We start from the raw sequence: 25,395 nt of genomic DNA on the forward strand, positions 1-25,395 counted from the left end.
CTTTCGAATCGCGGTCTAGTCTCGCCGGCAATTGGGAGGGAGATCCGTTATGCGGCAGACATGGCGCTGGTTCGGGCCGAAGGATGGGGTCGGCATCGACGACATGATGCAGGCCGGGGTCGAGGGCGTGGTCTCGGCGTTGCATCACATACCCACCGGCGTGGTCTGGCCTCTGAAAGAGATCGAGCAGCGGCAGCGCGAGATCGCCACGCGAGCCGACGGCACCGCTTCCGGTCTTGCCTGGGAGGTGGTCGAGAGCCTGCCAGTTTCCGAGGACATCAAGAAGCAGTCCGGTGACTGGCGTGCCCATATCGGGGCCTACAAGCGAAGCATGGCCAATCTCGCCGAGGCCGGCATCAAGGTGATCTGCTACAACTTCATGCCGGTTCTGGACTGGACCCGCACCGATCTCGCCTACCGCGTCGCGCATGGCGGCACGGCGATGCGCTTCGACCTGCACGACTTCGCGGCCTTCGATATCCATATCCTGAAGCGTCCCGGCGCGGCCGAGAGCTTTCCAGAGGGCGTGGCCGAGATCGCGGCCGAGCGTTTCGCGCGGATGGATGATGACACGCGCCGCCGTCTGGCCACCAATGTCGTCTTCGGCCTGCCGGGGGCCGCCGAGCATTTCACCCTCGACGACGTGCGCGCGCATCTGGCCGAATATGCGGGAATGCGCGCCGAAACGCTGCGTGGCCACCTGATCGATTTCCTCTCGGAGGTGGTGCCCGAAGCCGAAAGGCTGGGGCTGCGGCTCTGCTGTCACCCCGACGATCCGCCATTCTCGCTGCTGGGCCTGCCGCGCGTCATGTCGACCGAGGCGGATTACCGCGCCGTGATGGAGGCGGTGGACCTGCGCGCCAATGGGATCACGCTCTGCTCGGGTTCGCTCGGGGCACGGGCCGACAACGACATCCCCGGCATGATGGCGCGGCTGGGTGACCGGGTGCATTTCCTGCACATGCGCAACGTCGCGCGCGAGGGCGACGGCACGCCCTGCTCGTTCCACGAGGCCGAGCATCTGGGCGGCGACACCGACATGGTGGATTTCATCGCCGCCGTTCTGCGCGAGGAGGCGCGACGCCGGGAAGAGGGCCGCGCCGACGTCTCGATCCCGTTCCGCCCCGATCACGGGCAGGACATCCTCGACGACCTGAAGCGCCGGGCCCAGCCGGGCTACCCGGCGATCGGGAGGCTCAAGGGGCTGGCGGAGCTGCGCGGCATCATGACCGCGCTCGGCCATGCAGAGCATGGGCTGCGGCCATGACCCGGCTGTCGCGTAGCGTATTGGCACAGCTGCCCGAAGGCGCGGCCCCCGACTACGACCCGGCGGCGCATGGTGTGGGTATCCTGCATCTCGGGGCGGGCGCCTTCCATCGCGCGCATCAGGCGGCGATCACCGACGCGGCGCTGGCGGCCTCCGGCGGCGACTGGCGCATCGCAGGTGTCAGCCTGCGCTCGGCCGATCTGGCCGAGGCGCTGGCATCGCAGGACGGGCTGTTCACGCTGATCGAGCGCGGCGCACAGGGTGACCGGGCGCGGGTGATCGGTGCGATCGACCGGGTGATCGCGGCGCGCGGGGCGCCAGAGGCGGTGCTCGGGCCGATGTCGGATCCGGCGATCCGCATCGTCACGCTGACCGTCACCGAAAAAGCTTATGGCATCGACCGGGGCGGTCCCGACGCCGATCCGGCGCATCCGGATGTCGCGGCCGACCTCGAAAGCCCGGCCGCGCCGCGTGGCGTGCTGGGGCTGCTGGTCGAGGGGCTGCGGCAGCGGCGCGCGGCGGGACACGCGCCCTTTACCGTGCTGTGCTGCGACAACCTGCCGGAGAACGGCGCGCTACTGCGTGGTGGCGTGGTGGGCTTTGCCCGTCGGGTTGATCCCGACCTCGCCGACTGGATAGCCGCCGAGGTGGCCTTCCCGTCCTCGATGGTCGACCGGATCACCCCGGCGGCGACCGAGGCGACGCTCGCGCTCGCGGCCTGCCTGACCGGTTTCGAGGATGCCGCGGCGATCGAGACCGAGCCCTTCTGCCAATGGGTGATCGAGGATCGCTTCCCGCAGGGTCGCCCCGACTGGGCGGCGGGCGGCGCGATCTTCGCCCGCGACGTCGCGCCCTACGAGCGGATGAAGCTCAGGATGCTGAACGGGGCGCATTCGCTCATCGCCTATGCCGGATTCATTTCGGGCCATGCGCTGGTGCGCGACGCGATGGCCGACCCAGCGCTCGCGGCCTTGGCGCGGCGGCAGATCGCGGCGGCGGCCGCGACGCTCGATCCGCTGCCCGGAATCGACCTCGCGGCCTATGGCGATGAGCTTGTCGCGCGTTTCGCCAATCCGGCAATCGCGCACGAGACCTACCAGATCGCGATGGATGGCAGCCAGAAGCTGCCGCAGCGCATCTTCGGTCCGGCCTGCGACGCGCAACTCGCGGAACAGGAACTGCGCCCCTTCGCCTTCGCCACTGCGGCCTGGGCGCGCTACTGCTTGGGCCGGGGCGAGACCGGAGAACGCCACGCCCTGCGCGACCCGCGCGAGGCCGAGATCGCGGCGGTCGTCGAGGCGGCGGGCGATGATGCGCGGGCGCTGACCGCCGGGCTGCTGCGGCTGCCGGGGCTGACCCCCGCCGAACTTCTCGACGGGGCGTTCGAGGCGCAGACGGCGGAAAATCTGAGCAACATGCTGGCGCAGGGCATGGCCGCCGCCATCGCGCGGGAGGTGGCATGATGCAGCTTCTCGCGATCGGCGAATGCATGATCGAGATGTCGGGCGGGCAGGATGGTTGCTGGCGCATGGGGTTCGCCGGAGACACGCTCAACACGCTGTGGTACGCGCGCGCCGGGCTGGACCCCGCCGACGGGCCGGTGGGCTATTTCACCGCGCTCGGGACCGACGGCCTCTCGGATCGGATCGTGGCCTTCCTCGACGGCGCGGGCATCGCCACGGGCGCGATCCGGCGGATACCCGACCGGCGTCCCGGTCTCTACATGATCGAGCAACGGGACGGGGACCGCGCCTTCACCTACTGGCGTGATACCTCGGCGGCGCGTGCCCTTGCCGATGACGAAGCGGCGCTGCGGACCGCGATGCGGAATGCGCGGATGATCTACCTGTCGGGGATCACGCTGGCGATCCTGCCGGCCAAGGGCCGGGCGCGGCTGCTCGATGCGCTGCGCACCGCGCGGGAGGGCGGGGCCCGCATTGCCTTCGACCCCAATATCCGCCCCGCCCTGTGGTCCGACGAGGCCATAATGCGCGACGCGATCACTTCCGCCGCGGCGATCTCGGACATCGCGCTGCCGAGCTTCGATGACGAGGCGCGTTGGTTCGGCGACGCCGATCCCGCCGCCTGCGCCCGACGCTATGCCGCCGCCGGGGCGGGGGAGGTGGCGGTCAAGGACGGGGCGGGGCCGGTCACGCTTCTCTCGGAGGGCGAGACGACGGTCATGCCGGTGCCGCCAGCGGCCAAAGTGGTCGACGCCACCGGCGCGGGCGACAGCTTCAACGGCGGCTATCTCGCGGCCCGGCTGAACGGCGCCGCGCCGGTCGAGGCGGGGCGGGCCGGAACCGCCATGGCCGCGCGGGTGATCGCGGCGCATGGGGCGATCATCGACCTGCCCGAATCCCGGATCTGGCACCGGGATGCACCCGAGGGAGGCCGCGATGACCGCTGATCGAACAATCGATGCCGGTCGCCCCGACACGGTCGCAGCCCGGCGCGTCGGCGATTTCCTTTTCGATACCCTGTCCCGGTGGTTGGAGCAGGCGCAGGACGGCAGCGGCGCGGTGGCCGAACGTCTCGAGGCGCCGAGCAAACCCTTGCCCTCGCACGAGCGCACGACGCTGACCCAGGCGCGGCTTGTCTTCACTTTCGCGCATCTGCATCTGGCGACCGGCGCGCCATGGATGCGCGAGGCCGCCATCGCGATTCATCGCTATCTCGACACGGCGCTGCGCGACGAGGATGGCGGTTACCGCGTCGCGGCGCTGGCCTCGGGCGCGCCGAGCGCCGTCCCCGAACACGCGCTGCGCCGGACCTATGACCAGTCCTTCGCCCTGCTGGCGTTGGTCACCTTGCGCCGCGCGGCACCCGAGGCGATGCCCGAGGGGCGGGTCGAGGCGTGCTGGAACTTCATTTCGACGCGCCTCACCGATCCCGCGACCGGCGCGCTGTGGGAGGATGACGCGATGGCGGCGCGCGGGCCCCGGCCCGGCGATCTGCGGGCGCAGAACCCGCATATGCACATGATCGAGGCGCTGCTTCAGGCCCACGAGATGACCGGCGAGGCGGTCTGGCGCGACCGCGCGGCCGGTCTGGTCGAGGTCGGGCTGCGACATTTCCTCGATGCCGACACCGGCGCGATCCGCGAGTTCACCGGCCACGATCTCGCCCCGATCGACACGGCCGATGGCCGGCGCCGCGAGCCGGGGCACCAGTATGAATGGGCCTGGCTGCTGCGCCGCTTTGCGGCGATGGGCGGCGACCCGGCGGCGGTCGCGACGGCCGCGCGGATGCAGCGCTTCGTCGAGGCGCATGGGCTGCGCCGGGAAGGGTTTCTCACCGGGGCGCCCTTTGACGCGGTCTCGGCCGATGGCACCGTGACCGAGCCCGATCACCTGCTCTGGCCGTTGACCGAGGCGGGCAAGCTTCATGCCGACCTGCATGCCGAAACCGGCGCTCCCGACCATGCGGAGCGGGCGCTGGCGCTGCTCGAGCTGATCTTTGCGCGCTACGTCGCGGCCGGGCCCGACCCCTTCTGGGTCAACCGCCTCGACGGGCAGGGCCGGGTGCTCTGGCCCGAGGCGCTGAGCCGGCTGCTTTACCATCTCGCGCTGTTTTTGACCGAGGGCGGCCGCGCCGGGCTCTGGTCGCTCGGACGAGATGCCGCACCACGAGAACAAGATGTTTACAAGGAGGAGGACCTTACATGAACCACCGCATCACCACCGCGCTTGCCACCATCGCCGCCCTGTCGGCGGGCGCCGCCACGGCGCAGGAATACTCGCTGAACCTGTCGACCTCCCAGACGCTGCAGGACCCGCTGGTCATCGCGATGCAGGGCGCCGAGGAGCGGATCGAGGAACGCTCCGAGGGCCGCATGGAGGTGACGATCTACCCCTCCTCGCAGCTTGGCGAGGACAATGACGTGCTCGAGCAGATCCGCGCCGGCGCGCCGATCGCGGCGCTGGTCGATGCCGGCCGGCTCGCGCCCTTCCTGCCCGAGCTGGGCATTCTCGCCGCGCCCTATCTGGTCAACGACTACACCGAATATGCCGCGATCACCGAGAGCCCGGTCTACGAGGAATGGGTCGAAGAGCTGGCCGAGGAGTCCGGTATCCGGCTGCTGAACTACAACTGGTTCCAGGGCACGCGGCAGATGTTCACCCAAAGCAAGGTCGAGACGCCCGAGGACCTGAACGGCGTCCGGGTGCGCACCATCGACGCGCCGGGTTGGGTCGCGACGGTCGAGGCGATGGGTGCGACGCCCGCGCCGATGGCATGGTCCGAGGTCTATTCGGCGCTGCAGCTCGGCGCGGTGGACGGCGCCGAGGCGCAGCTTACCGGGGCCTACGGCATCAAGCTGCACGAGGTGTCGAACAACGTGGCCTTCACCAACCACATCCAGCTCTTCACCGGGCTCGCCACCTCCGAGAGCTGGTTCGCGGCGCTGCCCGAGGATCTGCAGGCGATCGTCACCGAGGAGCTGAAGGCCGCCGGCGAGGAAGCGACGCGCGAAACGGTGGCGAAGCTGGCCGAGGTGCAAGGCGAAATGGAGGCGGCCGGCGTCGCGTTCAACGAGGTCGACATCGCGCCGTTTCGAGACCGCGTCGACGTGGTCTACGAGAAGGTCGGCCTGGTCGAGGCGCGCGAGGCGCTGGCCCCCTACCTGCCCTCGGCGGAGTGAGCCCAAGACCCCCGGCGCCACGGTGCCGGGGGTCGAATACCAGCCGCGCCGGGGAGGGTGAGGATGATCTTCTGGAAACTCTATGACGGGATCGAGCAGGCGCTGGCGCTGATTGCATTGATCGGCACGGTGGCCGCCGTCCTGACCGCCGGGATCGGCCGCAGCGTCGGCGCGCCGGTGACCTCGGCGCCGCAATTCGAGCAGCTTTTCCTGATCTGGACCTGCATGCTGGGCGCAGATCTTGCCATGAAGCGCGGCGAGGCGATCCGCGTCTCGGCGCTGCCGGACCTGCTGCCGCCGGGCGGCCGCCGGCTGCTGTCATTGGTGAGCCTTATGTTGATCATGCCGTTTCTCGGCTTTCTCGCCTATCTCGGATGGGACCTCGCGATCGGCAACTGGCAGCGCGAGCTCGGCGGCTCGGGGCTGTCCTACGGGCTGGTCACGCTGGCCCTGCCGGTGGGGGCGGTGCTGCTGGCGCTGACGCTGACGCGGCGCGTGCTCTCGCTGGGGCTGAACGCGGCGTTCGAGCCGGTGCTGCCCGACCTCGGCGCGCTCGGCACCGACCGGGCCCCCGGTCACGCGCCCGGCCTCGCCGCCGGGCACAGCTCGGAGGACCTGCTGTGATTTCCGCCCTGATCCTGACCCTCGCGCTGACGCTGATCGTGATCGGCATGCCCGTGGCCTTCGCGATCGGTATCGCCGGCACCGCCTATTTCCTGCTGCCCGGCACCTTCTTGCCCGACAGCACGGCCGTGCAGCGCATCGTCGCGGCGAGCCAGTCCTTCCCGCTCCTTGCCGTGCCACTGTTCATCCTGCTCGGCAACCTGATGAACAGCTCGGGCATCACGCCGCGCCTCGTCGGGCTCGCCACGGTGATCGCGGGCTGGATGCGCGGCGGTCTCGCGCAGTCGACGCTGATCCTCAGCGCACTGATGGGCGGCGTCTCGGGCTCGGCCGTGGCCGATGCGGCGATGCAGGCCCGCATTCTCGGCGAGCCGATGGTCGAGAAGGGCTATGATCGCGGCTTCACCGCCGCGCTGCTCGCCATTGGCGGTTTGATCACCGCGACGCTGCCGCCGAGCCTCGGGCTGATCCTTTACGGCTATCTGGGCGAGGTCTCGATCGGCCGGCTGTTCATCGCCGGCATCGTGCCGGGCATGCTGTTGCTGGCGGTGCTGATGATCGCCACATGGGGCGTGGCGCGGCAGCGCGACTACAAGCCCGAGACCGAGCGCCTGCCGACGCTGCGCGAGGTCGGTCACGAGCTGTGGCGCAGCTTCTGGGCGGTGCTGTTCCCGGTCTGGTTGCTGATCGGCATTCGTTTCGGCTTTTTCACCCCATCCGAGGCCGGGGCCTTCGCGGTGGCCTATGCGCTGATCATCGGCACGCTGATCTACCGCGAACTCGACGCCGCCAAGATCCTCGACGCCATGGTCCAGAGCCTGCGCGACATCGGGATGATCATGCTGATCATCCTGTTCTCCGGCACCTTCGGCTATGTCATCACCTTCGAGCGGGTGCCGCAGAGCATCGCCGAGGTGGCGCTGACGGCGCTGTCGGACCCGACCGTGCTGCTCTTCGTGATCGCGGGCTTCCTGATGGTGCTGGGCATGCTGGTCGAGGCCACGGTGTTGGTGATGCTGCTGACGCCGATCCTCGTGCCGGTGGTGACGGCGGCGGGCATCGACCCGGTGCATTTCGGGCTGGTGATGATGACGCTGGTGACCTTCGGCGGCATGACCCCGCCGGTGGGCGTGTCGATGTTCACCGTTTGCGGCATCCTGCGCTGCAGCTACCGCGACTACTCGATTCAGATGCTGCCGCTGGTGGCGGCGGTGCTGGGGCTGGTGACGCTGATGATCCTGTTCCCCGGCCTCGTGATGTTCCTTCCCAACTGGCTGATGTGATCCGATGACCCTGCATCCCGACCGGCTGCTGCCGCCCGATCCCGCGACCCGCAAGCTGGCGCGCGAACTGTATCAGGCGGTCGCCGACCTGCCGATCGTCTCGCCGCATGGCCATACCGATCCGCGCTGGTGGGGCGAAAACCCGCGCTTTTCCGATCCCGCGCAGCTTTTCGTGACGCCGGATCACTACGTGACACGAATGCTCACCAGCCAGGGCGTGCCCTTCGAAGCGATGGGCATCGGCGCGGGGGCCGAGACCGATCCGCGAGCGATCTGGCGGCTCTTTGCGCAGAACTTCCACCTGTTCCGGGGCACGCCCTCGCGGCTGTGGATCGAGCACGCGCTGGAAAGCCTGTTCGGCGTGACCGAGCGGCTGTCCGAGGCCACGGCGGATCGCGCTTATGACGCCATCGCCGAACGGCTCGCGCGGCCGGAATTCCGCCCGCGCGTATTATATGACCGGTTCAATATCGAGGTGATCGCGACCACCGACGGCGCGCTCGACGACCTTGCGCAGCACGCGGCGCTGCGCGGCTCGGACTGGTCCGGCCGGGTGGTGCCGACCTACCGCCCCGACGCGGTGGTCGACCCAGTGGCGCCGGGCTTCGCGGCGGCGCTCGACCGGCTGGGCGAGTTGACCGGCTGCGACACCGGACGCTGGGAGGGCTACTTGGCGGCCCATCGCGCGCGGCGGGCCTTCTTCATCTCGATGGGCGCCACGGCGAGCGATCACGGCCACCCGACGCCGCGCACTGCCGACCTGCCCGAGGCAGAGGCGCACGCCCTCTTCGACCGCGTGCGAGGGGGCGGGGCGAGCGCGGCCGATGCCGAGCTGTTCCGGGCGCAGATGCTGACCGAGATGGCGCGGATGTCGCTCGAGGATGGGTTGGTGATGCAGCTGCATGCCGGCTCCTCGCGCGGCCATTCCGACGCGGTCCGCGCCGCCTATGGCCCCGACCGCGGCTTCGACATCCCGCTGCCGTCGAGCTTCACCGAGGCGCTGCGGCCGCTCTTGAACGCGGTCGGTCTCGATCCGCGCCTGAGCTTGATCTTGTTCACCCTCGACGAGACCACCTATGCGCGCGAACTGGCGCCGCTGGCGGGGGTCTGGCCCTGCCTGCGGCTCGGCCCTCCTTGGTGGTTCCACGACAGCTACGAGGGAATGCGCCGCTACCGCGAGGCGGTCACCGAGACCGCCGGTTTCCACAACACCGCAGGCTTCAACGACGACACCCGCGCGCTGTGTTCGATCCCGGCGCGGCACGACGTGGCGCGGCGGGTCGATAGCGGCTTTCTGGCCGAGTTGGTGGTGACGCATCGCCTCGACGAGGAGGAGGCCTTCGAGATCGCGCCGCTTCTGGCCGGCGATCTCGCCCGACAGGCCTACCGCCTCGGCTGAGCGCGTGTCCGCAACCCCCGGCGATACCGAGTGAAGGAGACCCCATGTTGAGCCTCGAGACCCGCCACGCCGTGCACCCGGCGCAGGTGAAGGTGATGGGCACCGCCGAACTGCGCGCCCACTTCCTGGCCCGGGACATGTTCCGCGACGGCGAGATCCGCCTGATCTATACCCATTACGACCGCTTCGTGATGGGCGGCGCGGTGCCTGCCGGTGGCTGCCTGACCCTCGAGACCGTGGCCGAAACCGGCACCGAGCGGTTTCTGGACCGGCGCGAGATGGGCATCGTCAATATCGGCGACACCGGCACGGTGCGCTGCAACGGCGAAGGCTACGAGATGGCGCGCGGCGACGTGCTCTATCTCGGCAAGGGCAGCGGCGCGGTCCGCTTCGAGGGCGAGGGCCGCTTCTACATCACCTCGGCCCCGGCCCATGCCGTGTTTCCCTCGCGCCTGATCACGCCGGCCGATTGCAAGGAGGTGCGACTGGGCGAACCGGCGAGTTCCAACCAGCGCGTCATCAAGCAATTCATCCACCCGCAGGTGATGGAGAGCTGCCAGCTGATCCTCGGCTATACCAGCCTTACGGAGGGCTCGGTCTGGAACACCATGCCGAGCCATGTCCATGACCGCCGCATGGAGGCCTACCTGTACTGGGACATGGAGGAAGAGGCCCGCGTGCTGCACCTGATGGGCGAGCCGCAGGAAACGCGGCACCTGTTCGTCGCGAACGAGGAGGGCGCGATCTCGCCGCCCTGGTCGATCCATTCCGGCGCCGGTATCGGCAGATACAGCTTCATCTGGGCGATGGCGGGCGACAATATCGACTTCACCGACATGGATTTCGTCGAGCCGGGAGAGATGCGCTGATGGCCGGCCTGTTTTCGCTCGATGGCCGCAAGGCGCTCGTCACCGGCGCCAATGCCGGGATCGGCCGTGCCATCGCGACGGCGCTCGCGGGGCAGGGCGCGCATGTTGTCTGCGCCGGACGACGCAGCTGCGACGAGGCGGTGGCGGAGATCGCGGCGGCGGGCGGCGCGGCCGAAAGCCTGAAGCTCGATTTCGCCGATCCGATGGCGGCGCGGGACCTGTTCGAGCGGGCGGGCTTCGACATCCTCGTCAATAATGCGGGCATCATCCGCCGCGCCGACAGCGTCGATTTCACTGAGGCCGACTGGGACGATGTCGTCGACATCAACATGAAGGCGGTGTTCTTCACCACGCAGGCCTTCGGGCGCGAGCTGATCGCGCGGGGCCGCCCCGGCGCGGTGGTCTCGATCGCCTCGCTCCTGTCTTTTCAGGGCGGGATCCGGGTGCCGTCCTATACCGCCTCCAAGCACGGGGTGGCCGGGTTGACCAAGATCCTCGCCAACGAATGGGCGAAGCACGCGATCACCGTCAACGCGGTGGCGCCGGGCTACATCGCCACGGCGAACACGCAGGCTCTGCGCGAGGACCCCGAACGCGCGCGCGCCATCCTCGACCGCATCCCCGCCGGACGCTGGGGCGCGCCCGAGGATATCGGCGGTACCGTGGCCTTTCTCTGCTCGCCCGCGGCGACCTACCTGACCGGCGCGGTGATCAACGTGGATGGCGGCTGGATGGCGCGCTGAGGCTTGGCCGGAACCACATTCCGCACCGAATGCGGCGTCGGGAAGCGGTATGCGTGATCGGATCGCGGTCAAACTGGACCCTTCCGGCCGGCGACCCCTTCATGATCGGCGCGCCCATCATCATGGAACCGGAATGCCCTGAAGCGGTGGAGACCGGGCGATAACCCGGCCCGGAGCACCGCTCTACCAGCGATCTCTTGGCGGGGAGCGAAGGGGAATTGTCGCGCCGTGTCACATGTCCGGTGCCCGTTACAACCTGCGACAATTCTGGGGTCGCCACCCACTGGCGCAAGGATCCGTGCCGTAGCACGACAAACCCGGTCGCTCCGGGCTCTCGGTGCGCGACTCCCTCGATGTGACAGGCCCTCGCCGGAAAGGGTGCCCCATGATGAAGACGTTCGGATCCCTGCTCGTGGCGGCCCTGCTGGTGAGCGGGGCGTGGTGGATCGGCTTCGGGCCGGAAACCGGTGCGGAGGAGGCGCCCGCGGAAAGCGCGATGCCGATACGCGGCCCCGGCGGGGCAGGGGGTGGCGGCCGCGCCGCCCTCGTCTCCACCCAGCCGGTCGAGTTCATTCCTTACGAGGACGTCTATCAGGCCATCGGTACGGTGCGGGCCGGGCACCGCGTGCAGGTCCAGTCGCAAGTGTCGGGCCAGGTGACCGAGAGCCTGATCGAAACCGGTGCCGAGGTCGAGGCGGGCACGCCCCTCCTGCGGCTCGACGACCGGGTACAGCAGCTCGCCCTGCGCACCGCGAAGGCCGGGCTCGCCGAGGCGCTGAGCACGTTGTCGCGCTACGAGGCGCTTGCCGATGGCGGCAACGCCGCCGTGACGGAGGTGCAGGTCGCGGAGGCGCGTACGGCCGTCGAGATCGCGGCCGCGGCGGTGGAAGGCGCGGAGCACGACCTGTCGGAGCGGGTGATCGTGGCGCCGATCGGCGGGCATCTGGGGATGTCGGAAATCGAACGCGGCACCGCGATCTCGGTCGGCACCGACATCGTCACGATCAGCGATCTCGACGAGATGCGGGTCTCCTTCAGCCTTCCGGACCGGGCGCTTGGCAGTCTCGCACCCGGGGTCGAGGTGGCGATGTCGCTGCCGACCCGCCCCGGCACGGTCTACGAGGCCGTGATCAGCGCCGTCGATACAGAGATCGACCCCTCGACGCGGCAGATCGCGGTCGAGGCCAGACTCGACGCCGCGCAGGTGCCGGTGCTGCCGGGATCGGTGGTCAACGTGGTGCTGGCCCAACCGAGCGACCCGGCACCGAGCGTAGCGGCGCTCGCGGTGACCTGGTCACGCGAGGGGGCGGGGGTCTGGCTCGACGAGGACGGCACCGCGCGCCGCGTTCCGGTCGAGATCCTGCATCGCGCGGGCGACGCGGTCTGGCTCGACGCGCCGCTCGAACCGGGCGCGCGGGTGGTGGTCGAGGGCACCCAGAAGATCCGCGAAGGGGGCGCGATCGCCACGGCGACGCGGCAGGCGCCGCCGGAGGAGGGCGAGACTGGCGAGCGGCGCATGGGCGCGGCGCGCGCGGCGGCCCGGGTGGCGGATCAGGACGAAGGAGGGCAGGGCCATGAAGGCTGAAGCCTCCGCCGGCGGCAGCCTCGCCGCGCTGTTCGTGTCGCGCCCGGTGCTGGCGCTGGTTCTCAACCTGCTTCTCGCCGTCGCGGGGATCGCGGCCTTCATGGATGTCGAGGTGCGCGAGATGCCCGATGTCGATCAGCCGGTGATCTCGATCCGCGCCTCCTATGACGGCGCCGACCCGCAGACCGTCGATACCGAGGTGACCTCGGTACTCGAGGAGGCGCTGAGCGCGCTGGACGGGATCAACGCGATCTCGTCGAGTTCCGGCTTCGGCTCGTCGCGGATCACCGTGGAGCTGGCCTCGGGCATCGATATCGATGCCGCCGCCACATCCGCCCGCGAGATCGTCGCTCAGCAGGAGCGCCAGCTTCCCGACAGCATCGACACGCCGAGCGTGACCAAGAGCGACGCCGACGCCGATCCGATCATCCGTCTCGCCATAGCCGGGGACGCGACGCTGGCCGAGCTGTCGCGCATCGCCGAGGAGGATGTGGCCGAGCGGCTTGAGACGATCCCCGGCATTTCCGAGGTCGAGGTCGCGGGCACCCAGGAGAACGAGTTCCTGGTACGGGTGAACATGACCGCCCTCGTCGCGCGCGGGCTGGAAATCGGCGACGTCGAAACCGCGCTGGCGACGCTGCGCAACGACGCGCCGCTGGGCGAGATCGAGAGCGGCAGCCAGAGCGTCACGCTGCGCACCGCCAGCCCCGGGACCACGGCCGAGGCGATCTCGCAGCTGCGGGTCGGCGCGACGGCGCGCCTGGGGGACGTCGCCTTCGTGCAGCTCACCGCGCAGGAGCGCGACGTCTTCACCCGGCTCAACGGGCAGAGCGCGGTCGGGCTGAACGTGCTGCGGCAATCCGACGGCAACACGCTGACCATCTCGCGCGAGGTGCGCGCCGCGGTGGCCGATCTGTCCGAGACTTTGCCCGAGGGCATCGAGCTCGTCGTGACCTCGGATGACGGGGTGTTCATCGAGGGCTCGATCACCGAGGTGGCGCGCTCGATCGGGCTGGCGGTGCTGATCGTGATCGCCGTGATCTTCGTGTTCCTGCGGGCCTGGCGCGCGACCCTGATCCCGGCGCTGGCGATCCCCGGCGCGCTCATCGGCACAATCGCGGCGATCTGGCTTGCGGGTTTTTCGGTCAATACGATCACGCTTCTGGCGCTGGTGTTGGCCAGCGGCATGGTGGTCGACGACGCGATCGTCGTGGTCGAGAACATCGTCAGGCACCGCCGCATGGGGGCCGGCGCGCGCGCCGCCGCGATCCGGGGTACGAGCGAGGTGTTCTTCGCGGTGATCTCGACCACCGCGACGCTGGCTGCGGTCTTTATCCCGATCTCGTTCCTGCCGGGACAGGCGGGCGGCATCTTCTCGGAATTCGGCTATGTGATCGCCTTCGCGGTGATGCTGTCCTCCTTCGTGGCGCTGACGCTGGTGCCGATGCTGGCGGCGGCGCTCGATCCCGGTCGCATGGGGAAGGTTGCCGCGAGCCCCGCTCCGGGCCTCGTCACCCGCGCCTATGCATGGCTGATCGATCGCTGCCTGCGCGCGCCGATCGTCGTTCTCGGGGCGGCCTTGGCCTTCGCGATCTTCGCCGCGGCGAGCTTCGCCTCGCTCAACTCGACGCTGACGCCGAACGAGGATCGCGGCTTCTTTATGATCATGGGACGCGGACCCGCCGGGGCCAGCGCGACCTATGTCGACACGCAGATTCGCCAGGTCGAGGCGATCGCAGAAAGCTACCGCGAGAGCGGCGCGGTCGAATCCGTGCTGTCGATTTCCGGCTTCGGCGGCTCCGGCAGCGGCTTCGTCATCGTGCGGCTGGCCGATTGGGAGGCGCGCGACGTGGCGCAGCAGGATCTCGTGGCCGATCTGAACCGGCAGCTGCAATCGGTGCCCGGGCTCACGGTAATGGCGCGCTCGAGCAATTCCCTCGGCATCCGGGGCGCGGGCCGGGGCCTGCAATTCGCGGTCACCGGCAACGATTACGACACGCTCGCGGCCGAGGCCGAGACGCTGGTGGCGGCGATGCGGCAGGAGCCCGAGATCTTCGCCTCGCCGCAGGTCGACTACGACACGACGCAGCCGATGATCGAGGTCGAGATCGACACCGCCATGGCGGCGGAGCTGGGCGTCACGCCGGCCGAGGCGAGCGCGATGATCGAGATGCTGACCGGCGGCACCACCCCGGTGAGCGTTTTCGTCGACGGCATCGAAACCGACGTAACGGTGCAGTCCGGCGGCAAGCCTATCGAGGGGCCGGGCGATCTCGAGCGCGCCTTCCTGCGCACGGATGGCGGCGGCTACGTGCCGCTTTCGGCCATCGCCAGCTTCGAGCAGGTTGCGGGCGCGTCGCAATTGTCGCGCGAGGGGGGCGACCGGGCGGTGCCAGCGACCGCGTCTCTCGCCAATGGCGTCGAACTCGGCGTCGCGGCGTCGCGGGCCGAGGCGCTGGCGGCCGAACTGCTCCCCGACGGCGCCAAACTGGTGCTCCTGGGCGAGGCGGCCGCGCTGGAGGATAGCCGTTCCGGCACCATCGCGGTCTTTGCCGTGGCCTTCCTCGTGGTGCTGCTGGTGCTCGCCGCGCAGTTCGAAAGCTTCGCCTCGGCGCTGGTGATCATGCTGACCGTGCCGTTCGGGCTCTGCGCCGCCGTGATGGCGATCGCGCTTACCGGCGGCTCGCTCAACTACTACAGCCAGATCGGTCTCGTGATGCTGATCGGGATCATGGCCAAGAACGGCATCCTGATCGTCGAATTCGCCAACCAGCTGCGCGAGGCCGGGCATGACATCGACCGGGCGATCCGCGAGGCGGCCGAACTGCGGCTTCAGCCGATGTTGATGACCATGGCCTCGACCGTGATGGGCGGGCTGCCGCTGGTGCTGTCCTCCGGCGCAGGGGCCGAGGCGCGCATCGCGGTGGGCTGGGTCGTGGTCGGTGGGCTGGGCTTTGCCTCGGTCTTCACCCTTCTGCTGACGCCGGTCTTCTACAGGCTGATCGCGCCCTGGGGCGGCCAGCCCGGCGCCGCCGCAGCGCGCGCGCGGCAGGAGATGCTCTCGTAACGACGGTGCGCCTCGCTCTACCCCCGGATGCCGGGAGTGTTCCTGCCGTGGCGGAACCGCGATGCCGGGGGCCGGGTTCTGGCGGTGAGACGCACCGTTCAACGGGAGGATGCCATGGCCTCGCGCCCCGTCTGGAAGGGCCAGCTGCGCCTGTCGCTGGTGGCCATTCCCATCGAGCTGCATTCGGCCCGCGAGAGCGGCTCGAAAACGAGCTTCCGACAGATCCACAAGCCCTCGGGCAAGCCGGTGAGCTACCAGAAGGTGGTGGCGGGGCTCGGACCGATCGACACCGCCGAGATCGTGAAGGGCTTCCAGACCGCCAAGAACGAATACGTCCTGATCGAGCCGGAGGAGATCGAGGAGATCCGGCTCGAAACCCGCAAGACGCTCGAGATGGTGCAGTTCGTCGAAGCGGCGGAGATCGCGCCGCTCTACTACGACGCCCCCTATTACGTGGTGCCCGCCGACGAGCTGGCGCAGGATGCCTACCGCGTGGTGCGAGACGCGTTGCGCCAGAGCGGTAAGGTCGGCCTCGGTCAGCTGGCGATGCGGGGGCGCGAATATCTCTGCGCGATCCGCCCCTGTGGCGACGGGCTGCTGCTCGAGACGCTGCGCTACGAGGACGAGATCCGAAAGGCGGAGCCGCTGTTCAGCCAGATCGAGGACGATCCCGCCGACAAGGAGCTGTTGGAGGTCGCGACGCAGCTCATCGAGGCCAAGACCGCGCCGTTCGATGCCTCGGCCTTTGAGGACCACTACGCGCAGGCGCTGAAGGAACTGGTGGCGCGCAAATCCCGGTCCAAGAAGGCGCCGCGTGCCCGGCCCGGCGAGGACGCGCCCGAGGTCGAGACCGACGACAAGGGCAACGTGGTCGATCTCATGGCCGCGCTCAAGAAGAGCCTCGAGAAGGACAAGAAGGGCGGGCGGAAATCGTCCTCCTCCCGCAAGAAGGCCTCATGAGTCGGCTAGACCGCTACCGCGACAAACGCGACTTCGACGTCACGCCGGAGCCGCAGGCGGGCGAGGGCGGCGGTAACGGGCGCAGCTTCGTGGTGCAGAAGCACGATGCCACGCGCCTCCATTACGACTTCCGGCTCGAGCATGAGGGCGCGCTCTGGTCCTGGGCCGTGACGCGTGGGCCCTCGGACGATCCGCGCGAAAAGCGCCTCGCGGTCAGGACCGAGGATCACCCGCTGGATTATGCCGGTTTCGAAGGGGTGATCCCGAAGGGCAATTACGGCGCAGGCACGGTGATGCTGTGGGACCGGGGAAGCTGGGAGCCGCTGGACAAGGATCCGGGCGCGGCGCTGGCGGCGGGCAAGCTCAAGTTCCGGCTCTCGGGAGAGCGGATGCAGGGCGGCTGGACGCTGGTGCGCATGAAGGGCCGGGCTCGGGACCGTGGGCGCGAGAACTGGCTCCTGATCAAAGAGCGCGACGATCGGGCGGGCGACGATCCCGAGGGTCTGACCACGCGCCATCTCACCTCCATCGAGAGCGGCCGCGACCTCGACGAAATCGCGGCAGGGGCAGAGGCGGCCACGCGCCCCGAAGATGACGGCCGGAGCGCGCCGCATGGGGATGGCGGCGCCTCGCCGGAACGAAAGGGGGCGGCGCCCGGCTTCGTCGCGCCACAGCTCGCGACGCTGCGCGAGGAGGCGCCCGAGGGCGACGACTGGTGGCAGGAGCCCAAGTTCGACGGTTATCGCTGTCTGCTGTCGCTGGGCGCCGACGGGCCGCGCGCCTTCAGCCGTAACGGTCACGACTGGTCCAACCGCTTCGCACCGTTGATCGGTCCGGCGCGGGCCATTCCCTGCGACACCGCCTTGATCGATGGCGAGGTGACGGCGGGCGACGGCAATGGCGATTTCTCCACGCTGCAGAAGGCGCTTGGCGAAGGCGGAGCTCTCTCCTTCTATGCCTTCGATCTTCTGCATCTGGATGGCGAGGATCTGCGGGCGCAGCCCTTGGAGCAGCGACGCGAGGCGCTCGACGCGCTCTTGGGCGAATTGCCCGGCGACGGCGCGATCCGGCTTTCGCCCTATATCAGGGGCAGTGCCGAGGAGGTGCTGACGCATCTGTGCGGCGCGGGGGCCGAGGGCATCATCTGCAAGCGGGCCGATGCGCCGTACCGCTCGGGGCGCAACGCCGACTGGATCAAGGTCAAATGCGTCAAGAGCGCCGAGTTCGTGATCGGCGGCTGGTCCCCCTCCGACAAGCCGGGACGCCCCTTCGCCTCGCTGCTGCTGGGCAGTTTCGAGGGCGGCCATCTGGTCTATCGCGGCCGGGTCGGCACCGGCCTCGACGCCGAGACGATGCGGGATCTCGCCGCCCGGATGAAACCGCTCGCGCGCAAGACCTCGCCGTTCGACGAGGTGCCCAAGGATCTGGCGCGCGGCGCGCGTTGGATCACGCCGGAGCTGGTGGCCCAGATCCGCTATGCCGAGTTGACCGGCGAAGGCCGGGTTCGGCACGGCGTTTTTCAGGGCCTGCGCGAGGACAAGGCCCCGAACGAGGTCACCGCCGCGCAGGAGCTGGCGGTCGAACGCGGCGACGCGTCGTCGGCCGAGCTGTCTCTGAGGGGCATCGACATCTCCAGCGCCGACCGCGCCGTCTATCCCGGCCCCGCCCTGACCAAGGGGGGCGTCGCGAGCTACTACGACGCCGTGGCGGACCGGATGCTCGAACATGCCGCGGATCGTCCCGTCGCGCTGGTGCGGATGCCCTCCGGGCTGGACGGGCAGCGCTTCTTCCAGCGCCATATCGGCAAAGGATTCCCGGACGCCATCGGCACGGTCCGCCTGACCGAGGCCAGCGGCAAGGAGGCCGATTACATCACCTTGCCGAACGCACAGGCGCTCTTGAGCGCGGTGCAGATGGGGACCCTCGAGTTCCACATCCACGGCGCGCGCAACGATCGGCTCGACCGGCCCGACCGATTGGTCTTCGATCTCGATCCCGACGAGGGGCTGGGCTTCGACGAGGTCCGGCGCGCGGCCCGCGAGGTCGGCGATCTGGTGCGGAAGCTCGGTCTCGCCTGCGCACCGATGGTGACCGGGGGCAAGGGCGTCCATGTCGTCGTTCCGCTGCGCCGTGTCGCCGGCTGGGAGACGCTGCGCGGCTTTGCACAGGCCGTGGCGCAGGGGTTCGAACGCCGGGCCCCGGATCGTTACACCGCCACCATGTCCAAGACCCGTCGCAAGGGCCGCATCTTCATCGACTGGTTGCGCAATGATACCGCTGCAACGGCGATCTCGCCCTATTCGCTGCGCGCGCGACCCAGCGCGCCGGTGGCCGTGCCGGTGACGTGGGACGAGCTGGACGATCTCGACCGTGCCAACGGTTTCTCGGTGGATGCCGCGATCGCGCGCGCGCAGGAGCCGTGTCCGCTGCTGGCGGCCGTGAAAGGTGCGCCGGGGCTGTCGGAGGCGACGCTGGACGCGCTGGAGGATTGGCTGGAAGAAAGCGCCTGAGCCTCCCGGCTGCGAGATATCGCTCGAGAATTCAAGCTGCGATGCTCTTCGGATTGCCGGGGGCAGGGCGCTTGTCCTTCGGCGCCGTCATTCCCAGTTCGGAGCGGATGGCCGGGCCCGGATCGCCCGGCGGACGAAGGAGAAACGGTATGTTCGGCAAGGTTCTATCGAGCCTCGGTATTGGCGGCGCGACGGTGGATGCGTTGCTGGAAAACAGCGATGTCGAAGCGGGCCACGTGCTCAGGGCGGAAATCCGCATCAAGGGCGGCAGCGCGCGGCAGGAGATCCGCAGCGTCGATCTGGAGCTTGCGACCCGCTGCCTCGTCGAGGGGCCCGGAGATCGCAAGATCCACAGCGACATCATCCTTGCCGCAGGCAGGGTGGAGATCGGCGCGGTGGATGCCGGAGAAGAGCTGAGCTTTCCGATCGAGATGCACGTTCCGGGTTCGGCGCCGATCAGCATCGGCTCGACCCGGAGCTTCCTGCGGACCCGGCTCGACGTGCCCGGTGCGGTCGACCCCAAGGACGAGGACCTCGTCAACATCCTGCCCAGCCCCACCATGACGGCGGTGCTGCAAGGGGTGCAGGAGGCCGGGTTCCGGCTGGTGGAGACCGAGGTCGAATATGACCGCCGCCGTGTGCCGCCCTTCGTGCAGGAGTTCGATTTCAGGCCCACGGGCTTAGGCGATTTCGGGATCGAGGAGGTCGAGATTTCGTTCGTGCCGGTCTCTGGCGGCGTCGAGGTGCTGCTGACGGTCGATAATCGCGGCGGGTTCTTTCTGGCCGGGCGCGAGAAGACGGCGCGTATCCGGGTCGATCACGCCGAGGCCGCACGGATCGACATGGGGTGCGAGTTGCGCCGGGCGATCGAGCGGCTGCGCTGATCGCCTACCGCCCCCCGGGCGGAGCCGGGGGGCGGCCATGCTGCCGATGCGCCCCCTCGAGGGCACTGCGATCAGTTCGGACGGCTCAGGCCGCCTTGTCGGCCGGGCTCCAGGCGAATTTCTGGAACGGCTGGTCGACCGGCGTCTCGGCGAGGTGGTTGGTGTAGTTCGACATGACCTTCTGGCTGTAGCCCAGGATCACCTCGAGGATGTTGCGCTTGGTAAAGCCGGCGTCGAGGAAGGCCTGCACGTCGGCCTCTGCGACGTTGCCGTGCTGGCGCACCAGCTTCAGGGTGAAGTCGCGCAGCGCCTCGAGCCGGGCGTTGGGCAGCGGCGTGCCGTCGCGCAGCGCATCCGTGATCGCGTCGTCGACGCCCATGCTCTTGGCGATGCCGGTATGGGCGGGCACGCAGTAGTGGCAGGCGTTCTCGACGTTCACGGTCTGCCAGACGACGGTCAGCTCGTCCTTGTCGAAGCTGGAATTCAGAAAGAGCTCGTGAACACGCTGATAGGCGTCGAGCAGGCCGGGGGCCTCGGCCATGACGGCGTGCAACCCGGGCACCATGCCAAAGGCGGCCTGCGACTTGGCGAGCAACGGCTTCGATGCGTCGGGGGCGGTGGTTTCGTCGTGCAGCGTGAAATCGGTCATGGGTGTCTCCTTGGGTCGGGCCGGGAGGGCCCGTCACGAAGGCAAACATAGAGATATTGAGTGATCGCTCAAGTTCTGCATTGAGCAATCACTCAATCTTGAGGCGCGGGCCTCGACGCTGGGGCGAGACAATCGCCCCAGGAGCCCCTATCTTTCGGACATGACACGAGCACGCCCCTATGATCGCGAGACCGCGCTGGACGCAGCGCTGACCCTTTTTTGGCGGAAAGGCTATCACGCGACGTCGCTGAAGGATCTCGAAGCCGCCTTGGCGATGAAGCCCGGCAGCATCTACGCGGCTTTCAAGAGCAAGGAGGAACTCTACCTCTCCACGCTCGAGAGGTACTTCCAGCGCAACCGGGCCCAGTTCGCACGTCTGCGCGGGGCGACCGGCTCGCCGCTCGCCGCGCTCGCCGATTTCCTGCGAGGTTTCGGGCGCTCCGAAGCCGGCGGGCAGGCCTGCATGCTGGTCAAGACGCTGCTCGACGTGACCGAGCAGGACGGGGCGATCGGTCTCCGCGCGCGCAACTATCTCGACGAGATGACGGCCGAGATCACCGCCATTTTCGAGGCGGCGCGGGATGCGGGCGAACTTCCCGAAGGGGCCGATCCGGCGCGGCTGGCCCGCAGATACCAAGCCGACATGACGGCGCTTCGGATCGAGGCACATCGCGGCGGCGACCCGGTCGCTCTCGCGGCCTTGGCCGATGACATGGCGCGCGACGTGGAGCGGTTGCGGCTGGCCGAGAGCGGCTAGGCCTCGAGAAATTCATATCGGACTGACGCCCCTGCACGAGTTGGCGACCGCATGCTTGCCGTAGGGTAGGGCTGCGTCTAGCCTCGCGGTGAATTCTTCCCGGGAGGCCGCCAGATGTCCGATCAACCCAAGCTTCGCTTCGACACGCTGCAGATCCATGCCGGCGCGTCGCCCGATCCGGCGACCGGTGCGCGGCAGGTGCCGATCTACCAATCGACCTCCTACGTCTTCAAGGATGCCGATCACGCCGCCCGGCTCTTCGGTCTCGAAGAGGTGGGATACATCTATTCGCGCCTGACCAATCCGACCGTCTCGGCCCTCGCCGACCGGCTCTGCGCGCTCGAGGGCGGTGCCGGGGCGGTATGCTGCTCCTCCGGGCACGCGGCGCAGATCATGGCGCTGTTCCCGCTGATGGGGCCGAGCTGCAACGTCGTGGTCTCGACCCGGCTCTATGGCGGTTCGGTCACGCAGTTCAGCCAGACGATCAAGCGCTTTGGCTGGTCGGCGCGCTTCGTCGATTTCGACGATCTGGAGGCCATCGAAGCGGCGGTGGACGGCGACACCCGCGCCATCTTCTGCGAGTCGATCTCGAACCCCGGCGGCTATATCACAGACCTGCCGGAGGTCGCCCAGCTGGCCGGGCGGGTCGGCCTGCCCTTGATCGTCGACAACACGCTGGCCACCCCCTATCTGTGCAACCCGATCGCGCAGGGCGCGACGCTGGTGGTGCATTCGACGACCAAATACCTGACCGGCAATGGCACCGTCACCGGCGGCGCGGTGATCGACAGCGGGAGGTTCGACTGGTCCGCCTCGGGCAAGTTCCCCTCGCTCGCAGCCCCCGAGCCCGCCTATCACGGGCTGAATTTCCACGAGGCGCTTGGGCCGATGGCTTTCACGTTCCATTCGATCGCGGTGGGGCTGCGTGATCTCGGCATGACGATGAACCCGCAAGCCGCGCATTACACCCTGATGGGGGTCGAGACGCTGAGCCTGCGCATGGCGCGGCATGTCTCGAATGCCGAAAGGGTCGCGACCTGGCTCGAGGCCGATCCGCGCATCGACCGGGTCACCTGGGCGGGCCTGCCCTCCTCGCCATGGCACCACCGGGTCGCGAAGGTCACGCCGAAAGGGGCAGGGGCGCTGTTCACCGTCGGCGTGAAGGGAGGCTACGACGCCTGCGTAAAGCTGGTCGACAGCCTCAAGCTGTTCAGCCATGTCGCCAATCTGGGCGATACCCGCTCGCTGATCATCCATCCGGCCTCGACCACGCATCGCCAGCTCACGGCCGATCAGCAGATGGCGGCGGGGGCCGAGGCGGATCTGGTACGGCTGTCGATCGGCATCGAGGATCCCGAGGACCTCATCGCCGATCTCGATCAGGCCCTGACAAAGGCGACAGCGGGCTGAGCCGTTTGGCGCTCCCGCCATGCGGCTTCGCGCATGGCGGGACAGCTCGCACAGGTAATGCGCCGCGCTTGAATGAAGCCGGTGCCCGCCATATACTCCTGCATTATACGCCTGCCTCGGGAGGGTGCCGTGGGACGGATCAAGGTCAATCTGACGCTGGAGGCCGAACTGGCCGAAACGGCTAGGTCGCTCGGGCTCAACATGTCGCGTCTGGCCGAGGCGGCGATCGCGGAGGCCGCGAAGGCCGAGCGCAACCGCCGTTGGCGCGAGGAGAACCGCGCGGCGCTGGCGGCCTATACCGAAGAGGTCGCCAGCGAGGGCCTGCCTCTCGCCTCCTATCGCAGCTTCTGAGCACCGACCGGGATGGCGCAGTTCGACTTGTATCGCTTGGCATCCGGAGCGCTCGTCGTCGATCTCCAGACCGACCTGATCGGCCTCGACGCGACCCGCGTCGTGGCACCCCTGCGCGAGGCCGCGCAATACGCCGCGCTGCCCGGGCTGACGCCTCGGATCGAACATGATGACCAGTTCTGGATCGTACGTGTGCAGGAACTCGCGGCGGTGCCGGCCTACGAGTTGAAGAACCATGTCGGGTCACTGGCCAATGAACGCGACGCGCTGAAACGGGCGCTGGATATCCTGATCGACGGCATCTGAAGCCGCTGTGAAGCGTAAGTGCCAGGCGCCAAACAGGGAAAGCTGACCTTCGATCGGGGCAATCGGCGGCAGTGCCATCGCTCCTCCGCGACGGAGAGGCACATTTTCCTTCGCCAAGCTTGACATTCTGAAATATTAGCATTCTAACTTTAGAAATGAGCCTTAAGGCCTATTCCATGCATTACCTGCTGCATGCAGCCGATCTGCTGGAGGACCGGCTGCGCCGACGGCTGGCAGAGGCCGATATCCAGCCGCGCCAGGCGCGGGTGCTCGACGCGCTCGACCGGATGGAGCCCGCGTCACAGATCGCCTTGGCCCGCGCCTTCGACGTCACCCCCGCCAGCATGAGCACGATGACGGCGCGGCTGCTCGACCGAAAGCTGATCACGCGCGAGACCCATCCCGAGGCGGCGCGCAGCAACCTGCTCCGGCTCACGCCGCGGGGGCGCGACCTTCTGGCCGAGATCCACGCCGCCTGGACCGATATGGACCGGCTGATCGAGACCGAGCTGGGCGCCAACAAGGCCGCTAGCCTGGCCGAACTGACCCGTCAATTGCGGGATTCTCTCGGGGGACGCGCGCCGGGCGCGGATGAGGAAAGCCCGCTGCCCAATGGGACCCCGAGATGAACCGCCTCCTCCCTTTCGCCGAGGTCGCTTCCTGTCGCGGCCGCGGGCGGAATGCGAAGGGGCGGCGCGATGTCGTTCCGGGGTTGCAGTAGATCTGCGGTCAATGCCTGCCCGATCACATCGAAGAGGGCTTTGTGCCGATCCACACCATCACGCTCAAGCCTGTGGTCCCGGATCGTCGGCCCCACACCCGCCGCGGCGACGCGGGTCTCACGCTCGACGGGGTGAGGCTGGAAGGATCGGTGCCGGTTGAGAGGGTTCTGGGTGACTATGCCATCGCAGTCTTCGGCGATTGTAGCGCGCAGATCAGCCCGGTCGCATGCCGATTGCAACGCAAGCCAGAGGTCGCCCGGCCCGTAGCCGAAGCGGATCCGGAGGAGGCGGTGCGCCGGTCGACCGCGCCGCCGCGCCAATCCGTAGGCAACCGTTCAGCTCAGATTGGATCCGGCCGGACTTCGAGCCGAATGTCCATATGGACTGCCAGCACTAAAACTAACGTTTTTTCTGCCCCGCCCAGTAGGCCTGACTTTCCCGCCGCAACTTCTCATAGGAGGCGATTCTGAGGCGGGAGGCCTCACCGCCCCGGGCCACGAGCTGTGCGATCAGCGTCTCGATCAGCGCCATCGCCCCGGCATAGCAGCCGAAGTGATGGGTCGAGAGCATCGAGGCGACCAGCGTCTCGTCGGCGGCGAATTCCGGTGAGACGATCTCGCTGTCGGAGATCATGACGAGCTTCATGCCCTTGCGAGTGGCAAATCGGCAGGCCTCGATGGTGTCGCGGGAATAGGGCGTGAAGGTGATGGCGATCAACACGTCATCCGCGCCGGCCGTATCGAGGTCGTCGATCGGGCTGTTCATGTGTCGCGGGATGAGCTGCAACGATGGCAGCGCCATCCGACCGACATAATGCAGGTAATAGGCCAGCGCGTAGCTGGCCCGCGCCGCGGTCAGATAGACGTTGGGTGCGTCCATCAGCATCGAGACGACGCGCTCGATCTGCTCGGCCTTCACCCCTTCGAGCGTGCGCTGCACGATTGCCATCTCGTTGAGCGCGGCCTCGGCCTGAATGCGACCCCGTTCGCCCTCCTCGCGGAGCCGCTCCACCCAGGCCGGCTTTTCGACCGCGGCCGAAACCAGCGCTTGCCGAAACGGCGCACGCAGGTCGTCATAGCCCTCGAAACCGAGCCGTTCCGCGAGCCTTACCAGCGTATATGGGCTGACTCCGGCCTTGCGCGCGGTTTCGCGGATCGGATCGAGGCCGAAATCGGACGGGTGATCGAGGACGTATTTGGCTCCGACGCGCAGGCCGCGGGGCAGGGTGGGGATCTCCGCCTTGAGGGCCGCGGTGACCCTGTTCTTCAATGTCGGATCCATGAGGTCTTCGATGCTGGGTCGGAACAGATGTTATATTTCGGAACTGTTGACCGAACACGTTTTGGGAGCAAGGTTTGGTTGGATAC

The 25,395-nt window shown here is 68.5% G+C and carries 22 protein-coding genes; 20 read left to right on the forward strand and 2 right to left on the reverse strand.

Going from position 1 to position 25,395, the window contains the following annotated elements; translation table 11 throughout:
* The first annotated feature begins 49 nt into the window (after positions 1-49).
* The 15 genes from uxuA to O4G76_RS14645 all read left to right on the forward strand — a co-directional run bounded on the left by uxuA (position 50) and on the right by O4G76_RS14645 (position 19,833).
* Entirely contained in the window at positions 50-1,267 is a 1,218-nt protein-coding gene (gene uxuA / locus O4G76_RS14575; protein ID WP_269398000.1) for a mannonate dehydratase, read from the forward strand.
* Positions 1,264-2,730, forward strand: a complete 1,467-nt coding sequence (locus O4G76_RS14580) for a mannitol dehydrogenase family protein (protein ID WP_269398001.1) — start codon at positions 1,264-1,266, stop codon at positions 2,728-2,730. Before uxuA ends, O4G76_RS14580 begins: the two co-directional genes overlap by 4 nt.
* A complete protein-coding gene (locus O4G76_RS14585; RefSeq protein ID WP_306467323.1) occupies positions 2,727-3,677 on the forward strand; it encodes a sugar kinase in 951 nt (316 codons plus the stop codon). Before O4G76_RS14580 ends, O4G76_RS14585 begins: the two co-directional genes overlap by 4 nt.
* Complete coding sequence (locus tag O4G76_RS14590) at positions 3,667-4,935, forward strand: AGE family epimerase/isomerase (protein WP_269398002.1); 1,269 nt, start codon at positions 3,667-3,669, stop codon at positions 4,933-4,935. The genes O4G76_RS14585 and O4G76_RS14590 overlap by 11 nt, the downstream gene beginning before the upstream one ends.
* Complete coding sequence (locus O4G76_RS14595) at positions 4,932-5,909, forward strand: C4-dicarboxylate TRAP transporter substrate-binding protein (RefSeq protein ID WP_269398003.1); 978 nt, start codon at positions 4,932-4,934, stop codon at positions 5,907-5,909. Before O4G76_RS14590 ends, O4G76_RS14595 begins: the two co-directional genes overlap by 4 nt.
* Before the next feature lie 63 nt (positions 5,910-5,972).
* Entirely contained in the window at positions 5,973-6,533 is a 561-nt protein-coding gene (locus O4G76_RS14600) for a TRAP transporter small permease (protein WP_269398004.1), read from the forward strand.
* Complete coding sequence (locus tag O4G76_RS14605; RefSeq protein ID WP_269398005.1) at positions 6,530-7,816, forward strand: TRAP transporter large permease; 1,287 nt, start codon at positions 6,530-6,532, stop codon at positions 7,814-7,816. Before O4G76_RS14600 ends, O4G76_RS14605 begins: the two co-directional genes overlap by 4 nt.
* 4 nt (positions 7,817-7,820) lie before the next feature.
* Positions 7,821-9,215, forward strand: coding sequence for a glucuronate isomerase (gene uxaC / locus O4G76_RS14610; protein ID WP_269398006.1), 1,395 nt, complete (start codon positions 7,821-7,823; stop codon positions 9,213-9,215).
* A gap of 44 nt (positions 9,216-9,259) precedes the next feature.
* A complete protein-coding gene (gene kduI, locus O4G76_RS14615; protein ID WP_269398007.1) occupies positions 9,260-10,084 on the forward strand; it encodes a 5-dehydro-4-deoxy-D-glucuronate isomerase in 825 nt (274 codons plus the stop codon).
* Positions 10,084-10,827 carry a 2-dehydro-3-deoxy-D-gluconate 5-dehydrogenase KduD gene (gene kduD / locus O4G76_RS14620; RefSeq protein ID WP_269398008.1) on the forward strand — a complete coding sequence of 248 codons (744 nt, stop codon included), beginning with the start codon at positions 10,084-10,086 and terminating at the stop codon, positions 10,825-10,827. Before kduI ends, kduD begins: the two co-directional genes overlap by 1 nt.
* A gap of 388 nt (positions 10,828-11,215) precedes the next feature.
* Positions 11,216-12,412, forward strand: coding sequence for an efflux RND transporter periplasmic adaptor subunit (locus tag O4G76_RS14625; protein WP_269398009.1), 1,197 nt, complete (start codon positions 11,216-11,218; stop codon positions 12,410-12,412).
* Positions 12,402-15,479: an efflux RND transporter permease subunit gene (locus O4G76_RS14630; RefSeq protein ID WP_269398010.1), complete on the forward strand. Its 3,078-nt coding sequence runs from the start codon at positions 12,402-12,404 to the stop codon at positions 15,477-15,479. The genes O4G76_RS14625 and O4G76_RS14630 overlap by 11 nt, the downstream gene beginning before the upstream one ends.
* Positions 15,480-15,593: 114 nt before the next feature.
* Entirely contained in the window at positions 15,594-16,439 is an 846-nt protein-coding gene (locus tag O4G76_RS14635) for a Ku protein (protein WP_269398011.1), read from the forward strand.
* A complete protein-coding gene (gene ligD, locus O4G76_RS14640) occupies positions 16,436-18,949 on the forward strand; it encodes a DNA ligase D (RefSeq protein ID WP_269398012.1) in 2,514 nt (837 codons plus the stop codon). The genes O4G76_RS14635 and ligD overlap by 4 nt, the downstream gene beginning before the upstream one ends.
* Positions 18,950-19,098: 149 nt before the next feature.
* Positions 19,099-19,833 carry a sporulation protein gene (locus tag O4G76_RS14645; protein WP_269398013.1) on the forward strand — a complete coding sequence of 245 codons (735 nt, stop codon included), beginning with the start codon at positions 19,099-19,101 and terminating at the stop codon, positions 19,831-19,833.
* An 85-nt stretch (positions 19,834-19,918) separates the two neighbouring features.
* Here O4G76_RS14645 and O4G76_RS14650 read toward each other — a convergent pair whose 3' ends face one another.
* Positions 19,919-20,482: a carboxymuconolactone decarboxylase family protein gene (locus tag O4G76_RS14650; protein ID WP_269398014.1), complete on the reverse strand. Its 564-nt coding sequence runs from the start codon at positions 20,480-20,482 to the stop codon at positions 19,919-19,921.
* Between the two features lie 160 nt (positions 20,483-20,642).
* Between O4G76_RS14650 and O4G76_RS14655 the strand changes: the two genes are divergently transcribed.
* From O4G76_RS14655 to O4G76_RS14675, 5 genes are all read left to right on the forward strand, one after another.
* Positions 20,643-21,239, forward strand: coding sequence for a TetR/AcrR family transcriptional regulator (locus O4G76_RS14655; RefSeq protein WP_269398015.1), 597 nt, complete (start codon positions 20,643-20,645; stop codon positions 21,237-21,239).
* Between the two features lie 114 nt (positions 21,240-21,353).
* Positions 21,354-22,649, forward strand: coding sequence for an O-acetylhomoserine aminocarboxypropyltransferase/cysteine synthase family protein (locus tag O4G76_RS14660; protein WP_269398016.1), 1,296 nt, complete (start codon positions 21,354-21,356; stop codon positions 22,647-22,649).
* 129 nt (positions 22,650-22,778) lie between these two features.
* Positions 22,779-23,000, forward strand: coding sequence for a type II toxin-antitoxin system CcdA family antitoxin (locus O4G76_RS14665; RefSeq protein ID WP_269398017.1), 222 nt, complete (start codon positions 22,779-22,781; stop codon positions 22,998-23,000).
* A gap of 12 nt (positions 23,001-23,012) precedes the next feature.
* Positions 23,013-23,306 (forward strand): CcdB family protein, encoded by a 294-nt coding sequence (locus O4G76_RS14670; protein WP_269398018.1) that lies wholly within the window; start codon positions 23,013-23,015, stop codon positions 23,304-23,306.
* 155 nt (positions 23,307-23,461) lie between these two features.
* Positions 23,462-23,935 (forward strand): MarR family winged helix-turn-helix transcriptional regulator, encoded by a 474-nt coding sequence (locus O4G76_RS14675; protein ID WP_269398019.1) that lies wholly within the window; start codon positions 23,462-23,464, stop codon positions 23,933-23,935.
* A gap of 492 nt (positions 23,936-24,427) precedes the next feature.
* Here the strand turns inward: O4G76_RS14675 and O4G76_RS14680 are convergent, their stop codons facing one another.
* A complete protein-coding gene (locus O4G76_RS14680; protein WP_269398020.1) occupies positions 24,428-25,309 on the reverse strand; it encodes a MurR/RpiR family transcriptional regulator in 882 nt (293 codons plus the stop codon).
* Positions 25,310-25,395: the final 86 nt, after the last annotated feature.

The sequence above is a fragment of the Limimaricola sp. G21655-S1 genome (assembly GCF_027213785.1).
In the GTDB taxonomy this organism is placed as follows: Bacteria; Pseudomonadota; Alphaproteobacteria; order Rhodobacterales; family Rhodobacteraceae; genus Limimaricola.

Excerpts from the sequence above, each read along its gene's own strand:
- uxuA (WP_269398000.1), top strand. The coding sequence starts at position 50 with ATGCGGCAGACATGGCGCTGGTTCGGGCCGAAGGATGGGGTCGGCATC.
- O4G76_RS14580 (WP_269398001.1), top strand. The coding sequence starts at position 1,264 with ATGACCCGGCTGTCGCGTAGCGTATTGGCACAGCTGCCCGAAGGCGCG.
- O4G76_RS14585 (WP_306467323.1), top strand. The coding sequence starts at position 2,727 with ATGATGCAGCTTCTCGCGATCGGCGAATGCATGATCGAGATGTCGGGC.
- O4G76_RS14590 (WP_269398002.1), top strand. The coding sequence starts at position 3,667 with ATGACCGCTGATCGAACAATCGATGCCGGTCGCCCCGACACGGTCGCA.
- O4G76_RS14595 (WP_269398003.1), top strand. The coding sequence starts at position 4,932 with ATGAACCACCGCATCACCACCGCGCTTGCCACCATCGCCGCCCTGTCG.
- O4G76_RS14600 (WP_269398004.1), top strand. The coding sequence starts at position 5,973 with ATGATCTTCTGGAAACTCTATGACGGGATCGAGCAGGCGCTGGCGCTG.
- uxaC (WP_269398006.1), top strand. The coding sequence starts at position 7,821 with ATGACCCTGCATCCCGACCGGCTGCTGCCGCCCGATCCCGCGACCCGC.
- kduI (WP_269398007.1), top strand. The coding sequence starts at position 9,260 with ATGTTGAGCCTCGAGACCCGCCACGCCGTGCACCCGGCGCAGGTGAAG.
- kduD (WP_269398008.1), top strand. The coding sequence starts at position 10,084 with ATGGCCGGCCTGTTTTCGCTCGATGGCCGCAAGGCGCTCGTCACCGGC.
- O4G76_RS14625 (WP_269398009.1), top strand. The coding sequence starts at position 11,216 with ATGAAGACGTTCGGATCCCTGCTCGTGGCGGCCCTGCTGGTGAGCGGG.
- O4G76_RS14630 (WP_269398010.1), top strand. The coding sequence starts at position 12,402 with ATGAAGGCTGAAGCCTCCGCCGGCGGCAGCCTCGCCGCGCTGTTCGTG.
- O4G76_RS14635 (WP_269398011.1), top strand. The coding sequence starts at position 15,594 with ATGGCCTCGCGCCCCGTCTGGAAGGGCCAGCTGCGCCTGTCGCTGGTG.
- ligD (WP_269398012.1), top strand. The coding sequence starts at position 16,436 with ATGAGTCGGCTAGACCGCTACCGCGACAAACGCGACTTCGACGTCACG.
- O4G76_RS14645 (WP_269398013.1), top strand. The coding sequence starts at position 19,099 with ATGTTCGGCAAGGTTCTATCGAGCCTCGGTATTGGCGGCGCGACGGTG.
- O4G76_RS14650 (WP_269398014.1), bottom strand. The coding sequence starts at position 20,482 with ATGACCGATTTCACGCTGCACGACGAAACCACCGCCCCCGACGCATCG.
- O4G76_RS14655 (WP_269398015.1), top strand. The coding sequence starts at position 20,643 with ATGACACGAGCACGCCCCTATGATCGCGAGACCGCGCTGGACGCAGCG.
- O4G76_RS14660 (WP_269398016.1), top strand. The coding sequence starts at position 21,354 with ATGTCCGATCAACCCAAGCTTCGCTTCGACACGCTGCAGATCCATGCC.
- O4G76_RS14670 (WP_269398018.1), top strand. The coding sequence starts at position 23,013 with ATGGCGCAGTTCGACTTGTATCGCTTGGCATCCGGAGCGCTCGTCGTC.
- O4G76_RS14675 (WP_269398019.1), top strand. The coding sequence starts at position 23,462 with ATGAGCCTTAAGGCCTATTCCATGCATTACCTGCTGCATGCAGCCGAT.
- O4G76_RS14680 (WP_269398020.1), bottom strand. The coding sequence starts at position 25,309 with ATGGATCCGACATTGAAGAACAGGGTCACCGCGGCCCTCAAGGCGGAG.